At 69.4% G+C, this 18,794-nt stretch carries 20 protein-coding genes, 1 pseudogene and 1 riboswitch; of the genes and pseudogenes, 8 read left to right on the forward strand and 13 right to left on the reverse strand.

Going from position 1 to position 18,794, the window contains the following annotated elements; genetic code table 11:
- Positions 1-55: 55 nt before the first annotated feature.
- The 3 genes from ACIA8E_RS02365 to ACIA8E_RS02375 form a co-directional block, all read right to left on the reverse strand.
- Positions 56-226, reverse strand: a complete 171-nt coding sequence (locus ACIA8E_RS02365) for a hypothetical protein (RefSeq protein ID WP_176902138.1) — start codon at positions 224-226, stop codon at positions 56-58.
- Between the two features lie 127 nt (positions 227-353).
- On the reverse strand, positions 354-815 hold the full coding sequence (locus tag ACIA8E_RS02370; RefSeq protein ID WP_399293324.1) for a molybdenum cofactor biosynthesis protein MoaE: 462 nt from the start codon (positions 813-815) through the stop codon (positions 354-356).
- Between the two features lie 137 nt (positions 816-952).
- Positions 953-2,095: an SDR family oxidoreductase gene (locus ACIA8E_RS02375; protein ID WP_399293327.1), complete on the reverse strand. Its 1,143-nt coding sequence runs from the start codon at positions 2,093-2,095 to the stop codon at positions 953-955.
- Between the two features lie 190 nt (positions 2,096-2,285).
- Between ACIA8E_RS02375 and ACIA8E_RS02380 the strand changes: the two genes are divergently transcribed.
- Both ACIA8E_RS02380 and ACIA8E_RS02385 read left to right on the forward strand, forming a co-directional pair.
- Positions 2,286-3,752, forward strand: coding sequence for a zinc-dependent metalloprotease (locus ACIA8E_RS02380; protein WP_399293330.1), 1,467 nt, complete (start codon positions 2,286-2,288; stop codon positions 3,750-3,752).
- Entirely contained in the window at positions 3,749-4,303 is a 555-nt protein-coding gene (locus tag ACIA8E_RS02385) for an NUDIX hydrolase (protein ID WP_399293332.1), read from the forward strand. The genes ACIA8E_RS02380 and ACIA8E_RS02385 overlap by 4 nt, the downstream gene beginning before the upstream one ends.
- A gap of 67 nt (positions 4,304-4,370) precedes the next feature.
- Here the strand turns inward: ACIA8E_RS02385 and ACIA8E_RS02390 are convergent, their stop codons facing one another.
- The 4 genes from ACIA8E_RS02390 to ACIA8E_RS02405 all read right to left on the reverse strand — a co-directional run bounded on the left by ACIA8E_RS02390 (position 4,371) and on the right by ACIA8E_RS02405 (position 8,179).
- Positions 4,371-5,126 (reverse strand): AIM24 family protein, encoded by a 756-nt coding sequence (locus ACIA8E_RS02390; RefSeq protein ID WP_399293335.1) that lies wholly within the window; start codon positions 5,124-5,126, stop codon positions 4,371-4,373.
- A 19-nt stretch (positions 5,127-5,145) separates the two neighbouring features.
- Positions 5,146-5,826, reverse strand: coding sequence for an AIM24 family protein (locus tag ACIA8E_RS02395; protein WP_399293338.1), 681 nt, complete (start codon positions 5,824-5,826; stop codon positions 5,146-5,148).
- A gap of 11 nt (positions 5,827-5,837) precedes the next feature.
- Positions 5,838-7,448 carry a TerD family protein gene (locus tag ACIA8E_RS02400; RefSeq protein ID WP_399293341.1) on the reverse strand — a complete coding sequence of 537 codons (1,611 nt, stop codon included), beginning with the start codon at positions 7,446-7,448 and terminating at the stop codon, positions 5,838-5,840.
- Positions 7,449-7,555: 107 nt separating this feature from the next.
- Positions 7,556-8,179 carry a M48 family metallopeptidase gene (locus tag ACIA8E_RS02405; protein WP_376252698.1) on the reverse strand — a complete coding sequence of 208 codons (624 nt, stop codon included), beginning with the start codon at positions 8,177-8,179 and terminating at the stop codon, positions 7,556-7,558.
- A 281-nt stretch (positions 8,180-8,460) separates the two neighbouring features.
- On the opposite strand from ACIA8E_RS02405, the gene ACIA8E_RS02410 reads away from it, so the two are divergent.
- Together ACIA8E_RS02410 and ACIA8E_RS02415 are read left to right on the forward strand one after the other, a co-directional pair.
- Positions 8,461-9,636, forward strand: coding sequence for a ThiF family adenylyltransferase (locus ACIA8E_RS02410; protein WP_399293344.1), 1,176 nt, complete (start codon positions 8,461-8,463; stop codon positions 9,634-9,636).
- Positions 9,637-9,677: 41 nt separating this feature from the next.
- A complete protein-coding gene (locus ACIA8E_RS02415) occupies positions 9,678-11,114 on the forward strand; it encodes an ABC1 kinase family protein (protein ID WP_399293347.1) in 1,437 nt (478 codons plus the stop codon).
- A gap of 27 nt (positions 11,115-11,141) precedes the next feature.
- Here the strand turns inward: ACIA8E_RS02415 and ACIA8E_RS02420 are convergent, their stop codons facing one another.
- The 5 genes from ACIA8E_RS02420 to ACIA8E_RS02440 all read right to left on the reverse strand — a co-directional run bounded on the left by ACIA8E_RS02420 (position 11,142) and on the right by ACIA8E_RS02440 (position 15,106).
- Positions 11,142-11,345: a hypothetical protein gene (locus tag ACIA8E_RS02420; RefSeq protein WP_399293350.1), complete on the reverse strand. Its 204-nt coding sequence runs from the start codon at positions 11,343-11,345 to the stop codon at positions 11,142-11,144.
- 166 nt (positions 11,346-11,511) lie between these two features.
- Positions 11,512-11,835 carry a hypothetical protein gene (locus ACIA8E_RS02425; RefSeq protein ID WP_399293811.1) on the reverse strand — a complete coding sequence of 108 codons (324 nt, stop codon included), beginning with the start codon at positions 11,833-11,835 and terminating at the stop codon, positions 11,512-11,514.
- Positions 11,836-11,867: 32 nt separating this feature from the next.
- The gene (locus ACIA8E_RS02430) at positions 11,868-12,236 is read right to left on the reverse strand and encodes a WhiB family transcriptional regulator (protein WP_030915514.1); all 369 of its coding nucleotides are present in this window, start codon (positions 12,234-12,236) and stop codon (positions 11,868-11,870) included.
- 172 nt (positions 12,237-12,408) lie between these two features.
- Positions 12,409-12,735 carry a hypothetical protein gene (locus tag ACIA8E_RS02435; protein WP_389046171.1) on the reverse strand — a complete coding sequence of 109 codons (327 nt, stop codon included), beginning with the start codon at positions 12,733-12,735 and terminating at the stop codon, positions 12,409-12,411.
- A 166-nt stretch (positions 12,736-12,901) separates the two neighbouring features.
- Positions 12,902-15,106: an ATP-dependent DNA helicase UvrD2 gene (locus tag ACIA8E_RS02440; protein WP_399293354.1), complete on the reverse strand. Its 2,205-nt coding sequence runs from the start codon at positions 15,104-15,106 to the stop codon at positions 12,902-12,904.
- Positions 15,107-15,310: 204 nt separating this feature from the next.
- Here ACIA8E_RS02440 and ACIA8E_RS02445 point away from each other — a divergent pair, with 204 nt between their 5' ends.
- The 4 genes and pseudogenes from ACIA8E_RS02445 to ACIA8E_RS02460 form a co-directional block, all read left to right on the forward strand.
- A complete protein-coding gene (locus tag ACIA8E_RS02445; RefSeq protein WP_399293357.1) occupies positions 15,311-15,568 on the forward strand; it encodes a mycoredoxin in 258 nt (85 codons plus the stop codon).
- A gap of 98 nt (positions 15,569-15,666) precedes the next feature.
- Positions 15,667-16,479, forward strand: a complete 813-nt coding sequence (locus tag ACIA8E_RS02450) for a phosphotransferase (protein ID WP_399293360.1) — start codon at positions 15,667-15,669, stop codon at positions 16,477-16,479.
- Between the two features lie 374 nt (positions 16,480-16,853).
- Positions 16,854-17,420, forward strand: a complete 567-nt coding sequence (locus tag ACIA8E_RS02455) for a DUF6879 family protein (protein ID WP_399293363.1) — start codon at positions 16,854-16,856, stop codon at positions 17,418-17,420.
- 4 nt (positions 17,421-17,424) lie between these two features.
- A pseudogene (locus ACIA8E_RS02460) lies at positions 17,425-17,490 on the forward strand (hypothetical protein); the annotation flags it as partial.
- A gap of 225 nt (positions 17,491-17,715) precedes the next feature.
- On the opposite strand, the gene ACIA8E_RS02465 reads toward ACIA8E_RS02460, so the two are convergent.
- The gene (locus tag ACIA8E_RS02465) at positions 17,716-18,582 is read right to left on the reverse strand and encodes a bifunctional 5,10-methylenetetrahydrofolate dehydrogenase/5,10-methenyltetrahydrofolate cyclohydrolase (protein ID WP_399293365.1); all 867 of its coding nucleotides are present in this window, start codon (positions 18,580-18,582) and stop codon (positions 17,716-17,718) included.
- A 39-nt stretch (positions 18,583-18,621) separates the two neighbouring features.
- Positions 18,622-18,718: riboswitch (ZMP/ZTP riboswitch) on the reverse strand.
- Between the last annotated feature and the right edge of the window lie 76 nt (positions 18,719-18,794).

Below are 18,794 nucleotides of genomic sequence, written 5' to 3' on the forward strand. Positions count from 1 at the left end.
GGCGGGGCAGTCGGTGCCGGGATACGGATTGCGACTGCGTACGTTCGGTGCTGCGTCAGGCAGCGTCGGAACCGGAGTCGGATCTCTCCATCGCTTCACGGAACCGGGCATATCCGGCGAGTTCGGTGACATCACCGGTCGTGCGATTACGGGCGGCCCAGCTTCCCCATATCGCAGCACCGAAAGCAGCGAAAAGCGGAATCAGCAACCAGGCGAGTGCTGCCATCACTACCTCCCCACGCCATGAGCGACCGCAACTGACCGATGAGCAGATTAGTCTTCTGCAGATCCAACGCTCAGGGCAGGGGTGCGGTTACGCAAATCGGGGCGGATGTCGCCGGTCCGGTTTGCGCTCAGCAGGCGCCCACCCACTCCTCCGTACCGTCGGAGAACCGCTGGTGCTTCCAGATCGGAACCTCGTGCTTGAGGTCGTCGATGAGCTTGCGACACGCCGCGAATGCCTCCGCACGGTGCGGGCAGGAGACGGCGACGACCACGGCCAGGTCTCCGACCTCCAGTTCACCCACACGATGGACAGCGGCCAGTGCCCGGACCGGGAACTCGGCGACAACCTTCTCGGCCACCCGGCGCATCTCGTCCTGCGCCGACGGATGGCAGGAGTAGCCGAGCGCGCCGACGTCCTGGCCGCCGTCGTGATTGCGCACCGTACCGACGAAGAGCGCCGTCCCCCCTGCGGCGGCGTCCCCGGCGGCGCGGAAGATCTCGTCGACGGACAGCGGGGTGTCCCGGATCTCCAGCAGCCGGATCGGGTCCTGCGCCGCCTGCTCACCGGGGTGGTCATGGGTGGGTGCCATGGCGCCCATGGTGCCGCACGGCACCGACATCGCGGAATAGCGCTTTCCACCGGCGGGCCGCCGGCCGCCTTGGAGCCTTCTACAGCCCCGCGGCGCCCTGGCCCGGTGCTGTCTGACACACCGCGGGCAGATACATCTCAGATGCGGCGGCGGGCCTTGCGGGCGCGGCGGACCAGGGCGGCGGTGCCGAGCAGCGCCACGGTCGCACCGGCGGCGCCGGCGGCGGTGGCATCCTTGCGGCCGAGCCTGCGCCCCGCGACGGTGTGGCGGCCCTCGACCTCTTCGAGGAGGGCGGCGAGCACTTCCTCGTTGGTCCACCCGGGACGCCAGCCGGCATCGTGCAGACGGCTCACACTGACCACCCAGGGGTGCATCGTGTACGCGAGGTCTCCCGCCGGGGACGGGGTGAGGCCGATCCGGTGCAGCCGGGCGGCGGCGCCGAGGGCGACCGCGGAGGGCAGTTCCATCCGGCGGACGCCACTGAGCTCCTCGACCTCTTCCTGTTCCAGCCAGCCGTCGCAGCCGACCGCGAACTCTCCGTCGATCTTCTCCAGCGCGGCGTACTCCAGGGCCGTGACCAGGTCGTCGACGTGGCAGAACTGCCAGGTGGGGCGCGATCCGGCGACGACCAGGAGGCGCGGCGACTCGAAGTAGCGGGTCAGCGCCGTGTCCGTACCACCGACCAGGACGGTGGGGCGGACCACGGTCACATTGAGGCCGGGATGGGCGCGGGGTGCGCGACGCCCGAGTCGTTCGATCTCCAGGAGGTCACCGACGCCGGTGGCCTCCGCCGTGGCACGCAGTTCGGCGTCCTCGGCGAGCGGGATGTCGTTGTCGGGAAGCGCCCCGTAGACCATGGCCGAGGTGCAGAGCACGACCCGGTGGACCCCGACGGCCGCGGCGGCCGTCAGCACGGTCTGGGTGCCGCGGACGTTGTACGCGGTACGGGCGGCGGGGTCGGTCTCCAGGTCGAGATCGAGTGCCAGATGGACGACGACGTCCGCGCCGCGCAGCTTCTCGGCGATGGCGGGGTCCCGTACGTCGAGGATGTGCCAGATCGCCTCGGAGACCTCGCCGCGGCGCTCGTCGATGGCGATGACCTGCTTGATCTCCTCGGAAGCCGCGAGGCGCGCGGTGAGCAGCTCGCCGACGCCGGTCGCGGCACCGGTGACCGCGACGACGGGGCCGCGGCTCTTGGAGCGGCTCTTCGAGGGTTTGCTCTCGGGCGAAAGGTCGGCCAGGTTTCGCGCTGCGCGAACCTGAGGATCTGGGGAACTCACCGGGCGTCTCCAGCGGTTGTCTTCAGTACGTACCCGAATGACGCGTACGTACCAGGTGGCGTCCATCCTGCCGCAGGCCGGGAGTCGGCGGAGCACTGAGGCCCCGAGCGGGCTTGGTGTCTACGCTGGATGGTGATGTCGGGCAGTCGCCGTCGGTTCGAGCCGGCGGCCCTACGAGCCGAGGAAACCCGTGAGTGACACCCCATTCGGATTCGGCCTTCCGCCGGAGGAGCCGGAAGACGGCGACGAGGGCAAGAAGAAGGACCCCGCCGGAGGTGGGCAGGGTTCGGGCGGGCCTGCGAACCCGTTCGGCTTCGGGCCGGGCGCGGGCGGGGACAACCCGTTCGCGGCGATGTTCGGCACGATGAACCCGAACGACCTGGGAGCCGCCTTCCAGCAGCTCGGCCAGATGCTGAGCTACGAGGGCGGTCCCGTGAACTGGGACATGGCCAAGCAGATCGCCCGCCAGACGGTCGCCCAGGGCACTCCGGACGGCACGAAGGACGCGAGCGTCGGTCCGTCGGAGCGGGCCGCGGTCGACGAGGCGCTGCGGCTGGCCGATCTCTGGCTGGACGGGGTGACGTCGCTGCCGTCCGGTTCCGTCTCGACCGTGGCGTGGAGCCGTGCGGAGTGGGTCGAGGCGTCTCTCCCCGCCTGGCAGAAGCTGGTCGACCCGGTGGCTGAGCGCGTCGGCCTTGCCATGGGCGATGTGCTGCCCGAGGAGATGCAGGCGATGGCCGGCCCGCTGATCGGCATGATGCGGTCGATGGGCGGCGCGATGTTCGGCCAGCAGATCGGGCAGGCCGTGGGCGTGCTGGCGGGCGAGGTCGTCGGCTCGACCGACATCGGGCTGCCGCTGGGCCCGTCCGGAAAGGCCGCCCTGCTTCCGCTGAACGTCGAGAGATTCGGCAAGGACCTGAGCGTGCCCCAGGACGAGGTGCGGCTGTATCTCGCCCTGCGTGAGGCCGCCCACCAGCGGCTCTTCGCCCATGTGCCGTGGCTGCGCTCGCACCTGTTCGGCGCGGTCGAGGGCTACGCGCGCGGCATCAAGGTCGACACCAGCAAGCTGGAGGACGTGGTCGGCCAGTTCGACCCGTCGCAGCCCGAGCAGCTGCAGGACGCCCTTCAGCAGGGCATGTTCCAGCCGGAGGACACGCCGGAGCAGAAGGCCGCGCTGGCCCGGCTGGAGACGGCGCTCGCGCTGGTCGAGGGCTGGGTCGACGCGGTGGTGCACGAGGCCGCGAAAGCCCGGCTGACGTCGGCCGACGCACTGCGCGAGACGATGCGCAGGCGGCGCGCCTCCGGTGGTCCGGCCGAGCAGACCTTCGCCACGCTGATCGGCCTCCAGCTGCGGCCGCGGCGGCTGCGGGACGCCTCCCGGCTGTGGGCTTCGCTCACGGACGCGCGCGGTCTCGACGGTCGCGACGCGCTCTGGGCGCACCCGGACATGCTGCCGACCGCCGGTGACCTGGACGACCCGGACGGGTTCGTGCACCACGAGCACCTGGACTTCTCCGAGCTGGACAAGATGCTCGGCGATGCCGCGAAGGGTACCCAGACGCCTACGGACGACCAGGGCGACGCCGGTGACCGGGGCGACGCGGACGGCAAGGGCGGCAAGAGCGGCAGCGACGGCAAGGACGACACCGACCAGTGAGCCTGTACGACGACGCGGTCCTCGTACTGAAGAGGTACGAGTCATCGGCCGACCCGGACCAGGAGCAGCTGCGCCAGGTCTATCTGGACCATCTGTCGCGGCACCCGGACGGCATGTGGAAGGCCTGCGGGGCCGGGCATCTGACAGCCAGCGCACTGGTCGTCGATCCGGAGCGCGGCCGGGTTCTGCTGACGCTGCACCGGAAGCTGCAGATGTGGCTGCAGATGGGCGGGCACTGCGAGCCCGAGGACGACACGCTGGCTGCCGCGGCGCTGCGTGAAGCCACCGAGGAATCCGGCATCAGCGGACTGACGCTGCTGTCGGGCGGCCCGGTGGCGCTGGACCGGCATGCGATCCCGGCGCCCTGCCACTGGCATCTGGATGTGCAGTACGCGGCACTGGCTCCGTCGGGTGCCACGGCGCAGATCAGCGACGAGTCGCTGGATCTGCACTGGTTCCCGTACGACGAGGTGGCCGAGGTGGCCGATGCCTCGGTCGTACGCCTGGTCGCGCGCACACGCGCGGCCCTGGAGGACGGCCGACAGCCGTAACGGACCGCAACGGGTAAGGGGCGGCCTCCCAGGAGGTCGCCCCTTACCCGTGTCCATGCGGTGCGGTTCAGTTCCAGGCGTTGTTCTGGTTCTGGGCGTGCGTTCCCTGCTGGCCCATGCCGTACTGGGCGCGCAGCCCCTGGCCGATCTGGGCGCTCTGCGGGGGCAGTACCTCGCTGGGCTGGACCAGGGCGAAGCCCTGTCCGAGGAAGCTCAGCTCCCAGCCCTCGCCGGTGTTGCCCCGCCGCCGCCAGACCCCGGAGGAGTGCGTCTGGGCCTGCATCTGCACCCGCAGCGAGCTGGACCAGGCGACGATCGCATCGGCGTCGACGTTGACGTACTTGTCGGGCGTGACCTGCATCATCAGCGGCTGGCCGGAGGTCATCAGGGCAACCTTTCCGGTGCCGGAGATGTTGAGCTGGTACTTGCCGGTGCCCGAGATGCCGTACTGGCTGTCCACGGCGATGACCTCGGTGTGCAGCGACGAGTCGAGCGCCAGGACGTAGGCGCTGTCCACCGTCATTCCGTCATGGTCCACGTCCACGACGTGGACGTACTGCGCCAGGTTGGCGAGGTAGACGGTGCCCTGCCCGGAACAGCGCATCAGGTCGAGGCCCTCACCGGTGGTCGCGCGGGCTCGGCGCTGCCCGTGCGACTGGTACTCGCCGTCGAACTCCATCAGCCCCTGGTAGGCGACCATGGCGCCCTTGCGGGCGAGGACGTCGTCGCGACCGGTCAGCGAGACCCGCAGGAGCTGCGGGTTCTGCACGGTGTACCGCTCCTGGGACTGCTGTTCCGTGTAGCTGAAAAGCGGACTCTGCATGGTGTGTTCTCCCTCCCCCTCAGTTCTGGATCCGCAGGCGGTCCGTACTGTCCTCGCTCGGCTGGACGACGACGATGCCCTGGCCGGAGAACGCCATCTGGTACGCCTCGCCGCTTCCGCGCCCGATGAGCGAAGAGGCCTTGAAGCTGCGCTTGCCCTTCACCTTGAGGTTCGGGGACCACGCCACGAGGGCGTCCGGGTCGACGTAGGTCTCGTCGTCGCCGCGTCCGCAGTCCACGACGATCGGCGTGCCGCGCGAGGTGATGGCGACCCATCCGGTGCCGGCGATGCAGACGTTCCACAGGCCCTGGCCGGCGAACTTGGCCAGCCCCTTGACCCGCTCGACGCCCCAGGTGAGGTGGCCGTCGAAAGCCAGGACGTTGGTGCCGTTGACCGAGAGCGAGTCGTTGTTGAGATTGATGACGACCACATCGGCGCCGTAGTCGGCGAGGTAGAGCAGCCCGTCACCGGCGCACTTCATCAGGGGTGCGCCCTCGCCGGTGATCCACTGGGAGGCGATCTGACGGACGGCGGGCGGATTCGGTTCGTACTGGATGAAGCCCTCGTACGACACCATCGAGCCGGTACGCGCGAAGAGGTCCTGGCCGGTGGCCATGGCGACCTTGAGCATCGTGCGGCCGTGGTTCTCCATCCGGGCCGTGACGGGGGTCGGGGCGAAGCCCGCGAGTTGCTGGTTCATGACGGGCTCCCTCAGACCTCGTAGGGCTGGACGACGATGAAGTTGCCGGGAGCTCCCCGGAACTGGAGGTTCACGGTCTCTCCGCTGTGCCCGGGGTACGCGTTGCGGCGCAGTCGGACCTGGCTGGAGATGATCACCTGGGACGCCGACGACCAGGCCACGACGGCGTTGCAGTCGGCGAACGTGGTCGGCGTGACCGGCAGGACGACGGGTACGCCGTGGGTCTTGACGATGACCGTCCCGGTGCCCTGGAACTGCATGGTGAACAGGGCGCCGCCGGGGATGCCGTGGCCCTCGATCCTGCGGACCTCGTGCTGCAGCGACTCGTCGAAGGCGAGAACGCTCTCCGCCGAGACGCAGATGCCGTCGCCCTGCAGCTCGATGGCGTGCAGATGGGAACCGTCCTCGGCGAGGAAGACCTGTCCCCGGCCGGTACAGCGCATCAGCTGCATCTCCTGGCCGGTGGCGTTGCCGACGATGCGGCCGGCGAAACCGGCGCCCTTGTAGCTGAAGTCGACCTTGCCCTGGTACATCACCATGGAGCCCTGGCGGGCGAGCACCGGCGTACCACCCATGGTGAGGTCGACCCGCATGAGCTGCTGGTTCTGCGGGGTCCAACGCTGCCCGGTGGCCGTCTCCTTGTACGGCTGGAGCGCGGCCTGCAGGCCGGCGCCGGCCTGCGGCACCCCTTGCGGTACACCCTGGGGCATGCCGGGGGGCTGCTGCCCGTACGGAGCCGGAGCCTGCTGCCCGTAGGGGGCGGCGGGCACGGGCTGGCCCGGGACCTGTCCGAACTGCGGCTGCTGGGGGGGTTGGCCCGGCTGTCCGTACGGAGCCGGGGCCGGCGCGGGCGGCGGCACGATGCCACCCATCGGCGCCATCGGCGCCGCGATCGTCGGCGCGGCGTGCATCTGCTGCTGCGGGGTGGGGGCCGGGGCGGGCGCGGCCGGAGCCCCGAAGGACGGTGCGGGCTGCGGGACTTGCGGGGCCTGCGGGGCAGCCGGTGCGCCGAAGGACGGGGCCGGGGCGGTCGCCTGCGGCGGCGGGGCGAATGACGGGGCGGCTGCCTGCTGCTGCGGCGCGGCGGGCGCATCCTCGGCGACCTCACCGCCGAAGTTCTTCAGCAGCGCGTCGAGGCCACCGTCGAATCCCTGGCCGACGGCAGCGAACCGCCAGACGTCCTTCAGATAGAAGTCGCCCAGCATCACCGCACGCTCGGTGGTGAACTCGGAGCCGGTGAAGGCGTACCTGACGACTTCTTCACCACCCGCGACGATCCGGATGTACCCCGGACCGACCTGCGACATCTGCCCCGCGCCGTCGATGGTCGCGGTGAACGACAGCTTGTGGATGTTCGCCGGAATGCGGTCCAGCGTGACGCGGAACGACTCTGTGTCACCGGCCTGGGCACCAAGGAGCTGAATGGACTCCTCGGGCGATTTCGGCTGGTTGAAGAAGATGAAATACCGGTCGTCGGAGAGCTGCTCATTGGCATCGAGGCCGAAGCAGCTGATGTCAAAGGTCAGTCCCGGGCCGGAGATCTGCACACCTACGTACAGGTCCGTCCCCGGCGTGAGATCGCTGATCTTGGCCTTGTGGCCGCGTTGGAATTCCCTTGCCATGCGTAACGACCGTCCCCCATCCCGAATGTGAATGCGTCGCGCCAGGCTAGCCGCAAACTCCGACATTGAGCTAAGTCGGTACACACCCGGTACAGAATCACCGAACGTCACTCGCTTCGGGCGGCCGGCAGATGCGGCAACCGGTCGGCCGCCACCACTCCTTCGAGGTAGCCACGAGCCCGCTCGGTTCGCGGGTACGCCTCCAGCAGCCGCCAGAACCGCGGACCATGACCGGGGACCAGGAGATGCGCGAGCTCATGGACGAGCACGTAGTCGACGACGTACTCCGGCATGCCTTGCAACCGGTGTGACAGACGGATGCTGCCCTCCGCCGGCGTGCAGGACCCCCATCGGGTGTTCTGATTGGTCACCCACCGCACCGACGCAGGTCTGGCCCGGCCGTCGAAATACAGGTCGGACAACCGCTCGGCACGCTCTGCGAGTTCGCTGTCACCGAGGATGCGCTTGCTCTCCTGGGCGGCGAGTTTGTCGAGCATCACGCTCACCCAGCGCTGCTCCTCCGCCTCCGACATCCGGGCGGGGATCAGCACGATGGTGCGGTCGCCCTCCCGGTACGCGGAGACCGTTCTGCTGCGGCGGCTGCTCCTGCGGACCTCGACCGCGCTCGTCGCCGAGACGCGGGGCGGATGGCTGGCCGCGCTGCGCTGATGATGTCCGGCGCTGCGCGCGGAGGTCTCGCCGGCGAAGCCGGGTGACGGGTCGGCGGGCACGCCACGACGTTACCCGCTGTCAGTGGGGGAAGTCCCGCCCCCGGGGCGGTTGGCGCTTGATCCACTCCACGGCATGCACCATTTGAACGACTAATACCCCCACCTGTGGATAACTTTCTGCACGTTTCGACGCCTGCCCGCATTCTGGCAACGGACCTCGCGAAGCTCCGGCCACGCCTCGCGCACAGGGACCGCAGAGCAATCACGCAGAGACGGCACAGAGATCGTGCACAGACCGCACCGACGCTGGACGGCACGACGGACAGAGACCGGGGGAATCCATGCATCCGATGCTGAAGCCCGCACTGCGCCGCGCCTGGCGTGGCAGGAACACCGTGCAATTCGGAGTGACACGCGCTCACGCGGTGAAGCTCGGCCCGGTGGATATCGCCACCGGAAGTTTCCTGGAACTGCTCGACGGAACGCGCGGCCTCCCGCTGCTGCGCGAAGAGGCGCGGGCGCTGGACCTGGCGGACCATCAAGTGGACACGCTGGTGAGGCGCTTGGCGAACGCGGGGCTGATCGACGATGTACGGGCCGGCGGCCCGGAAGCCGCAGCGTTACGGAACCGGGCCGCCGTCCTGGAACGGCAGCGCCCCGACCTCGCGTCACTCTCGGTCATCCACCCCGAACCGGGCGGTGGGATGCGCAGACTGGCGGCCCGCCGTGCGATGCGGGTCCAGGTGAGAGGCGCCGGCCGGGTCGGTGCGGCGATCGCCGCGGTGTTGGCCGGGTCCGGAGTGGGCCGGGTCGAGGTCCTGGACGGCGGGGTCACCGAGCCCTCGGACATCGCACCGGGCGGGCTTCCGGCAGCGGCGGTCGGAGAGCGCAGGGACACCGCAGCCCGGCAGTTGGTCCGTCGCTCGGCCGTCGGCTCCACTGCGCGGGCGACGGGGACAGCAGACGCCGCGGCGGGTGGCACCTCAGCGGGTGGCCCCTCAGCGAGTGGTGGTCCCGGGCTGTCGTTGGTCGTGGTCGCCCCTCGGGACGGTCTCGCGGTGTACGCCCCCGACCCCCGCGCCGCCGAACCGTGGATCGCGGCGGGCATTCCTCATCTCTATGCCGGGGTGATCGAGGCCACCGGTGTGGTCGGCCCCTTGGTCCTGCCCGGCGGCACGGCCTGCGCGGGATGCCTGGCGCTGACCCGCACGGACCGGGATCCGCAGTGGCCAAGGATGCTGACGCAGTGGCGGTCCGGGCGACGCAATGCGGTGCAGGCGTGCGACCTGGGGCTCGCGACAGCGGTGGCCGGTCTCGCCGCGGCCCATGCGCTGACTTTTCTGGACGGCGAACTGCCCGCCAGCACGGGGGCCAGGTGGGAGGCTGCTCTGCCGCTGTTGGACTGGCGGTCGGAACAGGTCGGGGCGCACCTCGACTGTTCCTGCGGGGCGGGTGGGCACACTGTGGGGGAGCGCACCTCTGGGCTCGGCACGACGCAGGACACAATGGCCGGGTAACCGCCGCACGCGGCACGGCAGTCTGGGATTTGGAGGGGCGTATGTCTGATCTACCCCGGAAAGCGGTCACCCGTACCGCCAAGTTGGCCGCGCTGCCACTCGGCTTCGCCGGCCGGGCCACGTGGGGTCTGGGCAAGCGGATCGGCGGCAGGTCCGCGGAGATAGTGGCCCGAGAGCTCCAGCAGCGGACGGCGGACCAGCTCTTCAAGACATTGGGGGAGCTGAAGGGGGGCGCCATGAAACTCGGTCAGGCCCTGTCCGTCTTCGAGTCGGCGCTGCCCGAGGAGGTTGCCGGGCCCTACCGGGCGGCGCTCACCAAACTGCAGGAAGCCGCTCCCCCCATGCCGACGCGCACCGTCCACGCGGTGCTGGAAGAGCGGCTCGGTGAGGACTGGCGGGAGCTGTTCCTCGAATTCGAGGACAAGCCGTCGGCCGCCGCCTCGATCGGGCAGGTGCACCGGGCGGTCTGGCACGACGGTCGCGAGGTCGCGGTGAAGGTGCAGTATCCGGGCGCCGGGGAGGCCCTGCTCTCGGATCTCACCCAACTCAGCCGTTTCGCCCGACTGCTCGGCCCGCTGATCCCCGGGATGGACATCAAACCGCTCATCACCGAGCTCCGCGACCGCGTGTCGGAGGAGCTGGACTACGAACTGGAGGCGCGTTCCCAGCACGAGCACGCCGAGGAGTTCGCGGACGATCCCGATGTGGTGATCCCCGATGTGGTGCACCAGTCGGACCAGGTGCTGGTGACGGAGTGGATCGACGGTGTGCCGCTCTCCGAGGTGATCACGGACGGCACGCAGGAGCAGCGGGACCGGGCGGGCCAGCTGCTGGCCCGATTCCTGTTCTCGGGTCCGGCGCGCACGGGTCTGCTGCACGCGGACCCGCATCCGGGCAACTTCCGGCTGCTGCCCGCGGAAACGGGGGACGGCGAGGCCGGGCAGTGGCGGCTCGGGGTGCTGGACTTCGGCACGGTGGACCGGCTGCCGGGCGGTCTGCCGCAGCCGATCGGGGACTCGTTGCGGCTCACGCTGGCGGGTGACGCGGAAGCGGTGTACGAGCTGCTGCGCGAGGAAGGCTTCGTGAAGGAGTCGATCGACCTCGACCCGAATGCGGTACTCGACTATCTGCTGCCGATCATCGAGCCGGCGCAGGTGGAGGAGTTCACCTTCACCCGGAGCTGGATGCGCAATCAGGCGGCCCGGATAGCGGATCTCCGCTCCCCCGCCCATCAGCTGGGCAAGCAGCTGAACCTGCCGCCCGCCTATCTGCTCATACACAGGGTGACGCTGAGCACGATCGGGGTGCTGTGTCAGCTGGGTGCGACGGTGCGGCTGCGGGACGAACTGGAGTCCTGGGTCCCTGGGTTCCTGCCGATCGAGGACCTGCCCGTCGAGGACCTGCCCGTCGCGGACCTGCCCGTCGCGGACCTGCCTGAGCAGGAGCAGCGGGTGGGCGACGCGGCAGCCGAGGCATAGGCCCCGGACCGGTCCGTGGCGGGCCTGTCACCACCAGGGCGAGTCGAGGCGGCCTTCGATCGCCCTGATATGGCTGCGGGCGCAGTTGTCACAGAAGTACTGGCGTCTGCCGTTCTCCACGGAACAGACCCAGGTCGGCGGCGCGTACTCGCTGTCGGCGGCGGTGTCGCACCGGGCGCACACCACGACATGGCCGACCGGTTGTGCGGGGTGATGAGTCTCCTCGTTCACCTCGTGACGATAACTCCGTCCCCGCCGCGCGGCACGTCACCACACAGCACGACCGCGGGGCCGGTCCGTCCGGACCGGCCCCGCGGAAGGGGTACTGACAAGAGGTACTGATCGCTGCCGGGCAGAGCGGCTGTCCGGCAGCGGGTGGAGCGGTTCTTCGGCCTGACTACTGCATGACCGCCATGGCCAGCGCGCGGCGGGCGCGCATCGAAGCGCGCTCCGCCCGGCGCTGCATCCGCCGGGCGGAGACCAGGCGCACGGCCTGGCGCTCCGCATCGGCTTCCCTCAGGCGGTCGTGCATATGCGCACGAGCCAGAGCTTCTGGGATGAGTTGCATTTCGCGGGTCCTGTTCTGACGCGAGTCGTTCGCGCCGATGCTTGTGACGTTCGGTGTCGCGGAGCCGACGGGCTCATTCGTGGGGACGGACATTGGTGCCTGATTTCGTGGATCGTGGGTTCGGGGACGGTCGATGGTTCCGATGCGCTTCATGGGTTTGGGGGCCGTGACCCCCAGGCCGGCGATCACGCCGCGACCGGGTTCTTGCGCGGACGGCCACGCGGCCGCTTGCGAGCGACGACGACACCCTGGATGAAGAGCTCGCCACCCCAGACACCCCACGGCTCGCGGCGCTCCTTGGCGCCGGCGAGGCAGGCCTCGACGAGCGGGCAGGTGCGGCAGAGGGACTTGGCGTACTCGACATCGGCCGGCGACTCGGCGAAGAAGACCTCCGGGTCGTAGGAACGGCAGGGGACGGGCACGCCGAGGTTCTCGATGGCGTCGTCGAGCGCGGTGAGCGCAGTGAGGGGGATCAAGGTGGAGTCCTCCGTGAGGCCGGGCGGGGGGATCGTTTCGGAAGGCGGTACGGACGGGGCGTGCGCTTCGAGTTGCACGGTGGTGGTGTCCTCGTCTGGTCGTTCCGGCCGGTCGGCCGGGTGGCTGCTGGTACCGGGTGCTGCTTGTCCCGAGGCGCCTTCTCGCTGTGTCGTCCGTTTGGACAAAACAAAAGGGCCGCGGATCCCGAGTGGGGTTCCGCGGCCCTGAAGGCGCCGGCCTGATGGTCCATCAGGCTGGATCACTCCAGGGTTCAGGCCCACGGAAGGCCCACATCTTGTGGTGGTGCGTCGTCTGCTGCTCGGCTCCGGCACCGACTGCCGCAAAGGCATAGGCCGCCTTGGCCTGTCCCTTCGCTACTGCTGCTGTCGGTGCCTGGGTCGGTCGCTCATTGCGCTCCCGCACGGGGAGGCTCGCCAGGGACAGCGGGCTGGCGGCAGAAATGCCGGACAGACCGGTGACACGCAGCGAAGATTCCGAAGAGCAGGCGAGGCCGAGCGAGCAGGCGGAGACGACCGACAGATCGGTCATTTTGTTGGTCTCGATGATGCTGATCACGACAATCGCCTCCTCTCGGCGTCTCGGGGGGACCGGTCTCGCCGGTCCTGCGTATTCGGATAAGTACAGCACGGGGTGAGGGCTTCAGAGAAGTCGCTGTTCCCGTGGTTAAGAACCTATGGTGATGACTGGGGCAGGCGCAAACTATTTTTTCGACGAGTTTTTCTCACACCTCCTCGTCAGCTCCTCCGAGCCCCTCGTCTGGGTCCTGACCTGCACATATGGCCAGCACGGCGGCGCCGAACCGGTCCAGCTTCCGGACACCGACCCCGGAGATTCTGGCCAGTTCACCGTCGCCGGCCGGGACCGCCTCCGCGATCGCCATCAGCGTCTTGTCGGTGAACACGCAGTAGGCCGGCTGGCCGATCTCCTTGGCCTGTTCCGCACGCCAGTCGCGCAGCCGCTCGTACAGCCCCTCGTCCATGTCGGAGGGGCAGTCCTCACAGCGCATCAGCTTCATCTCCCCCGCGTCGGTGAGGGTCTTGCCACAGACCCGGCACAGGGCAGGGCCACGGCGCCTGCGCTTGGCCACCGCCGGCCGCTCGATACCTCCCCCGCCGCTCCCCCCTGTGCCGGCCGCGCCACGGCCACCGCCGAGCGCCGCCGATCCGGGGCGCAGCCCGTTGAGGAAGCGGCTCGGGCGCCGTCCGCCGCGGCTGCCGGGCGACCGGGACAGCGACCAGGACAACGAGAGATGGAAGCGTGCCCGGGTGACGCCGACGTACAGCAGCCGGCGCTCCTCCTCGATCTGCTCGTCGGTCTTGGCGTACGTGATCGGCATCATGCCCTCGGTCAGCCCGACCAGGAACACGGCGTCCCATTCCAGGCCCTTCGCCGAGTGCAGTGACGCCAGCGTGACTCCCTGGACCGTGGGGGCGTGCTGGGCGGCCGCCCGCTCGTCCAGTTCCGCCACCAGGTCGGAGAGCGTCGCCCCCGGCTTGGCCTGTTCGAAGTCCTCGGCCAGCCGGACCAGAGCGGCCAGGGACTCCCAGCGGTCGCGCACCGCCCCGGAGCCGGCGGGCGGCTCCGTGGTCCAACCCTTGGTGGAGAGGACCGCCCGCACCTGCGAGGGCAGCCCCTCCGCGTCGTCGAGCAACGAGTCGTTACCCCCGGCGCGGGCGGCGCCGCGCAGGGCGACGCCCGCCTCCCGTACCTCCGCGCGCTCGAAGAAGCGCTCCGCTCCCCTCAACTGGTACGGCACGCCCGCGTCGGACAGGGCCTGCTCGTAGACCTCGGACTGGGAGTTGACCCGGTAGAGCACGGCGATCTCGCCGGCCGGGACGCCCGCAGCGATCAGATCGCGAATCCGGCGGGCGGTGCCCTCGGCCTCGGCGGGCTCGTCCGCGTACTCCGTATAGGCCGGCTCCGGCCCCTGCTCGCGCTGCGAGACCAGCTCGAGCCGGTGCTCGGCGGCGCGGCCGCGGGCCTGGCCGAGCACGCCGTTGGCAAGATGGACGACCTGGGGCGTGGAGCGGTAGTCCCGAACCAGCTTGACCACGGTCGCGTTCGGGTGGCGGGTGCGGAAATTCAGCAGGTGGTCAGGGGTGGCCCCGGTGAACGAGTAGATCGTCTGGCCGGCGTCCCCGACGACACACAGGTTGTCCCGGTCGCCGAGCCAGAGATCGAGGAGTCGCTGCTGGAGCGGGCTGACGTCCTGGTACTCGTCGACCACGAAGTGCTGATACTGGCGGCGGACATGATCGGCGATGTCATGGCGGTCCTGGAGGATCGCCACGGTGAGGAGCAGCACATCCTCGAAGTCGATCACCGAGCGGTCGCGCTTCAGCTGCTCGTACATCGCGTAGATCTGGGAGATTTCGGCCGGATCGCGCGGCGCGTCCCGCTGGGTCTTGGCGACCACGGCCGGGTAGTCGGCCGGCACGGTCTGGGTGACCTTCGCCCACTCGATCTCGCTGGTGACGTCCCGCAGCTCGTTGCGGTCGAGCCGGATGCGGCAGCGGGCGGCGGCTTCGGCGACCAGCTGGACCTTGCGCTCCACCAGCCGCGGCAGATCACCACCGACTGCTTTCGGCCAGAAATACTGGAGCTGGCGCAGGGCGGCGGAATGGAACGTCCGTGCCTGCACCCCGGAGGCGCCGAGCTGGCGCAGCCTGCCCCGCATCTCGCCCGCGGCCCGGTTGGTGAACGTGACAGCCAGCACACTCGTCGGCTGAAGTATCCCGGCACGCACCCCGTACGCGATGCGGTGCGTGATCGCGCGCGTCTTGCCCGTACCGGCTCCGGCCAGCACACACACCGGGCCGTGCAGGGCCAGGGCGACCTCGCGCTGCTCGGGGTCCAGCCCGTCGAGCACCGCGTCCGCCGACTCGGGGACCCGGGGGAAGAGAGAGGAATGCGTTGCTGATGTCACCCCGCCATGCTGCCAGGTCGGGAGAGGCGGACGTGGAAGTTGTCCACAGGGGAGCGGCATCCGTCGTACTAATGCAGGGGCGGCTGCGGGAATGGCGGCCAGGTGACGTACGTTCCACTCCCTGCGGGGGGCACCTTTCCAGCTTTTCCGCGAGACGCGGCAACGCAACGTGACGAGACGAACGAAACAGAGGAGCGGGAAAACATGCCGGGCACTGTGACGATGTACAGCACCACGTGGTGCGGTTACTGCCGTCGGCTCAAGGGCCAGATGGACCGCGAGGGCATCACGTACAACGAGATCAACATCGAGCAGGACCCGGAGTCCGCGGCCTTCGTCGAGAAGGCCAACGGGGGCAACCAGACCGTTCCGACCGTTCAGGTGGTTTCCTCCAACGGTGGTGCTGAGGTCGTGATGACGAACCCGAGCCTTGCCCAGGTGAAGCAGGCGCTCGGCGTCTGAATCACATGACGCCCACGACCCCCGACCGGCCTGGCGCCGGATCGGGGGTTTTGTATGCCCAGGCTGTACGAGGCGGCCTGGCGGGTAGCGTGATCGACATGACGACCGAGGACGAGGCGGAATGTGAGGCGCTGGTCGGAGGCATGGCGAACGCGGGCGCGGTCTTCCGCCGGGGTGCGTTGGTGGAACGCCCGGCACCGCACAACGCACACGCCCTCCATGCCCACCTCCTCGCGCTGAAAGAGCACGGCTTCGACGCGGCTCCGACTCCCGTGGGTCTGACTGCTGACGGTCGTGAGCAGCTGACCTTCATTCCTGGCGACGTGGCTCTGCCACCGTTCCCGCCCTGGGTGCTGACGACAACCACTCTCGAATCGGTGGGGATCCTGCTGCGCCGCGTGCATGAGGCCAGCGCGACCATCGCGGTCGACACAGACGTCGAGTGGCCCCAGGACCTCGCCGACCCGGAGGGAGGAACGATGTTGTGCCACAACGACGTGTGCCCGGAGAACGTCGTCTTCCGCGACGGTCGTGCCGCCGCCTTGATTGATTTCGACCTGGCGGCTCCGGGCCGTCCTCTCTGGGACGTAGCCATGGCCGCCCGCTACTGGGTTCCCATGCTTGATCCGGTATCCGCAGCTGCCGTGTATCCCGCCGGATTGGATGCGCCTGCACGGCTGCGGATCCTCGCCGACGGCTACGGTCTCTCGGCGGGAGAGCGCGCCGAATTGCCCGGGGTGATCGAACAGGCCACGGAGATCTGCCGGGCCTTCGTCGCCCGCCGCGTGGCCGACGGTGATCCTGTCTACCTCCAAGCGCTGGCCGACCGTGGCGGATGGGAACGCTGGGATCGCATGCAGGTCTGGCTGACCGGCCACCGCGAGACGTTCTCTGTCGCGCTGCTGGACTGACGTGCTCGGGCGCTGATCCCCCTCAGACCTGCCGAGGACTACCGGGACCACACCGACGCCGGACGCCAGGTGTGCGACTTTCCCGTTCCGGAAAGTCGGGCATCTTGACCTTGCTGTCCGCAGGTCGAAAGCATCGAACGTGACAAGGACTGTCGACGTGAGGGGGAAGACGTGGGTGCACCGTTGCGGAAGCTGTCGGGAGACCCGGAGTGCAAGAACGGCACGTGTCCCACGCTGTGGGGTACGGACGACGGGCAAGAACTACGTGGTGCAGGGTTACGTGATCACTGCCCCTGAGCGGCTGGCACAGCTCGATCTTCCTGAGGGGGAGACGGCCGTCATGGTCCCGACCGCCGTACTTGAGGAGTTCTTCCGTGCTCAGCGGTGAGGAGTTCGGCCGTCTCCTCGAGATCTTCGAGCGGACCGCGTTCCGGTTGGAGACGCTGGACGTGTACGACGTGGAAGAGGAGCAGGACGAAATCGCGCGGTTCCTCGCGGGCGAGAACATGGGCCCGGAGTGGGACGACAACCCATGGGTGCGCTCGATGACCGACAAGGGCAAGAGCGTGTCCCGCGTTCATGTCCTGCGCTCCCCTCCGACCGACTACCTGCGCTACGAGTTGTCGGCCTACCCCGGCAACATCAAGGCCGGGGAGTCCATCGGGATCATCGACCTTGGCGATCAGGAGTTGATCGGCCTGCCTGATCACGACTTCTGGCTCTTCGACGACCACGACGTGCACCGCATGCACTACACCCCCGAGGGTTCATCGGCGGTGAACTCCTGCCTGCCGAACGGCTCACGGAGTACCAGGGTTACCGCGACCTGGCGCTCACCCGCGCCATGCCGTTCGCGGCCTACTGGGAGCGGCATCACTGACCAAGGACTCAATCGGGAGAGCCCTGCGGGCACTGCGCGAAGCATCGGGATCGACCGGTGACACGGTGGCCCGCAGGTCCTCCATGTCCGCCGAGAAGCTCTCGAAGATTGAGAACGGCCGGACCCTGCCCACCGTGCAGGACGTCGATCTGATCCTGTGCGCGCTCGGCGTCTCGGAGGCGGTGAAGGAACAGTTCCTCGCCACTGCCCGAGCAGAGGCCACTCGCGCCGGCACGAGGTGTCAGGGCGACGAGCCCCCACGAAGAGCCGGCACCGAGAGCCCGCATGAACGCCCGCTGCCCTCCGGTCGCCCCGGAGGACGGCGGGCGTTCGCGTACCCGGAAGCCGGCTTCGGGTCACGCCGCCGCGACGCCGAGCTGCCGGGCCGCCGCCGCGACCGTCTGCTCGAGAAGGACCGCGATGGTCATCGGTCCGACACCGCCCGGGACCGGGGTGATCAGCCGCGCCCGCTCGGCGGCCGCCCCGGAGTCGACGTCGCCGACGTTGCCCTCGTTGTAGCCGGCGTCGATCACCACGGCACCCGGCTTGATGTCCGCACCGGCGATGAAGCGCGGCTTGCCGACCGCGGCCAGCAGGATGTCCGCCTCCCGCACGATCGACGAGAGGTCCGCCGTGCGTGAGTGGCAGTACGTCACGGTGGCGTCCCGGCCGAGCAGAAGCATCCCGGCGGGCTTGCCGAGGATCGCGCTGCGCCCCACGACGACCGCCTTCTTTCCCGCGAGGTCGACGTCGTACTCGTCCATCAGGCGCATGATTCCGCCGGGCGTGCAGGAGACGAAGCCGGGCAGGCCGAAACTCATCGTCGCGAACGAGTGCATGGTGACCCCGTCGACGTCCTTGGCCGGATCGATCGCTTCGAACGCGGCGCGTTCGTCGATGTGCGGTCCCACAGGGTGCTGGAGCAGGATGCCGTGGACACCGGGGTCGACCGACAGCGCGGTGACGGCATCGACCACATCCTGCGTGGTGGAGGTGGCGGGAAGGGCCACGTGCCGCGACTCGATACCCGCGCTCTCGCACCGGCGGCGCTTCATCCGGACGTAGGTCACCGAGGCCGGGTCTTCCCCGACCAGCACCGTCGCCAGGCAGGGTGCCGTCCCGGTGCGCAGCCGGAGTTCCGCTGCCGTCGCCGAGCTGGTTTCGATGATCCTGCGGGCAAGGGCGGTGCCGTCCATCGGACGGGCTGTCTGAGGTTGGGCCACGTTTCGCTCCTGGGTGTCACGAGGATCGCGAAGATCACGGTGTGTCGCCCAGGCGCACGGCATCGACGGTTGTCGAGAGTTCCGTCGGACCGCTCCCCGGTGGTGCTCCACCTCAGCGCCAGTCACGGCCCGGAGCCAGATTACTGCGCGATCGTCCTTCCGGGGAGAAACCGGCGCGGTCCTGAAGGTGCGACCGGGCCGCGCAGGCCTCG

The sequence above is a fragment of the Streptomyces sp. NPDC051664 genome (assembly GCF_044453545.1).
Classification (GTDB): Bacteria; Actinomycetota; Actinomycetes; order Streptomycetales; family Streptomycetaceae; genus Streptomyces.

Bases quoted from the DNA above. Each gene is read 5' to 3' on its own strand.
- ACIA8E_RS02365 (WP_176902138.1), bottom strand. From the start codon at position 226: ATGGCAGCACTCGCCTGGTTGCTGATTCCGCTTTTCGCTGCTTTCGGT.
- ACIA8E_RS02370 (WP_399293324.1), bottom strand. From the start codon at position 815: ATGGCACCCACCCATGACCACCCCGGTGAGCAGGCGGCGCAGGACCCG.
- ACIA8E_RS02390 (WP_399293335.1), bottom strand. From the start codon at position 5,126: ATGCAGAGTCCGCTTTTCAGCTACACGGAACAGCAGTCCCAGGAGCGG.
- ACIA8E_RS02395 (WP_399293338.1), bottom strand. From the start codon at position 5,826: ATGAACCAGCAACTCGCGGGCTTCGCCCCGACCCCCGTCACGGCCCGG.
- ACIA8E_RS02400 (WP_399293341.1), bottom strand. From the start codon at position 7,448: ATGGCAAGGGAATTCCAACGCGGCCACAAGGCCAAGATCAGCGATCTC.
- ACIA8E_RS02410 (WP_399293344.1), top strand. From the start codon at position 8,461: ATGCATCCGATGCTGAAGCCCGCACTGCGCCGCGCCTGGCGTGGCAGG.
- ACIA8E_RS02415 (WP_399293347.1), top strand. From the start codon at position 9,678: ATGTCTGATCTACCCCGGAAAGCGGTCACCCGTACCGCCAAGTTGGCC.
- ACIA8E_RS02425 (WP_399293811.1), bottom strand. From the start codon at position 11,835: ATGAAGCGCATCGGAACCATCGACCGTCCCCGAACCCACGATCCACGA.
- ACIA8E_RS02445 (WP_399293357.1), top strand. From the start codon at position 15,311: ATGCCGGGCACTGTGACGATGTACAGCACCACGTGGTGCGGTTACTGC.
- ACIA8E_RS02450 (WP_399293360.1), top strand. From the start codon at position 15,667: ATGACGACCGAGGACGAGGCGGAATGTGAGGCGCTGGTCGGAGGCATG.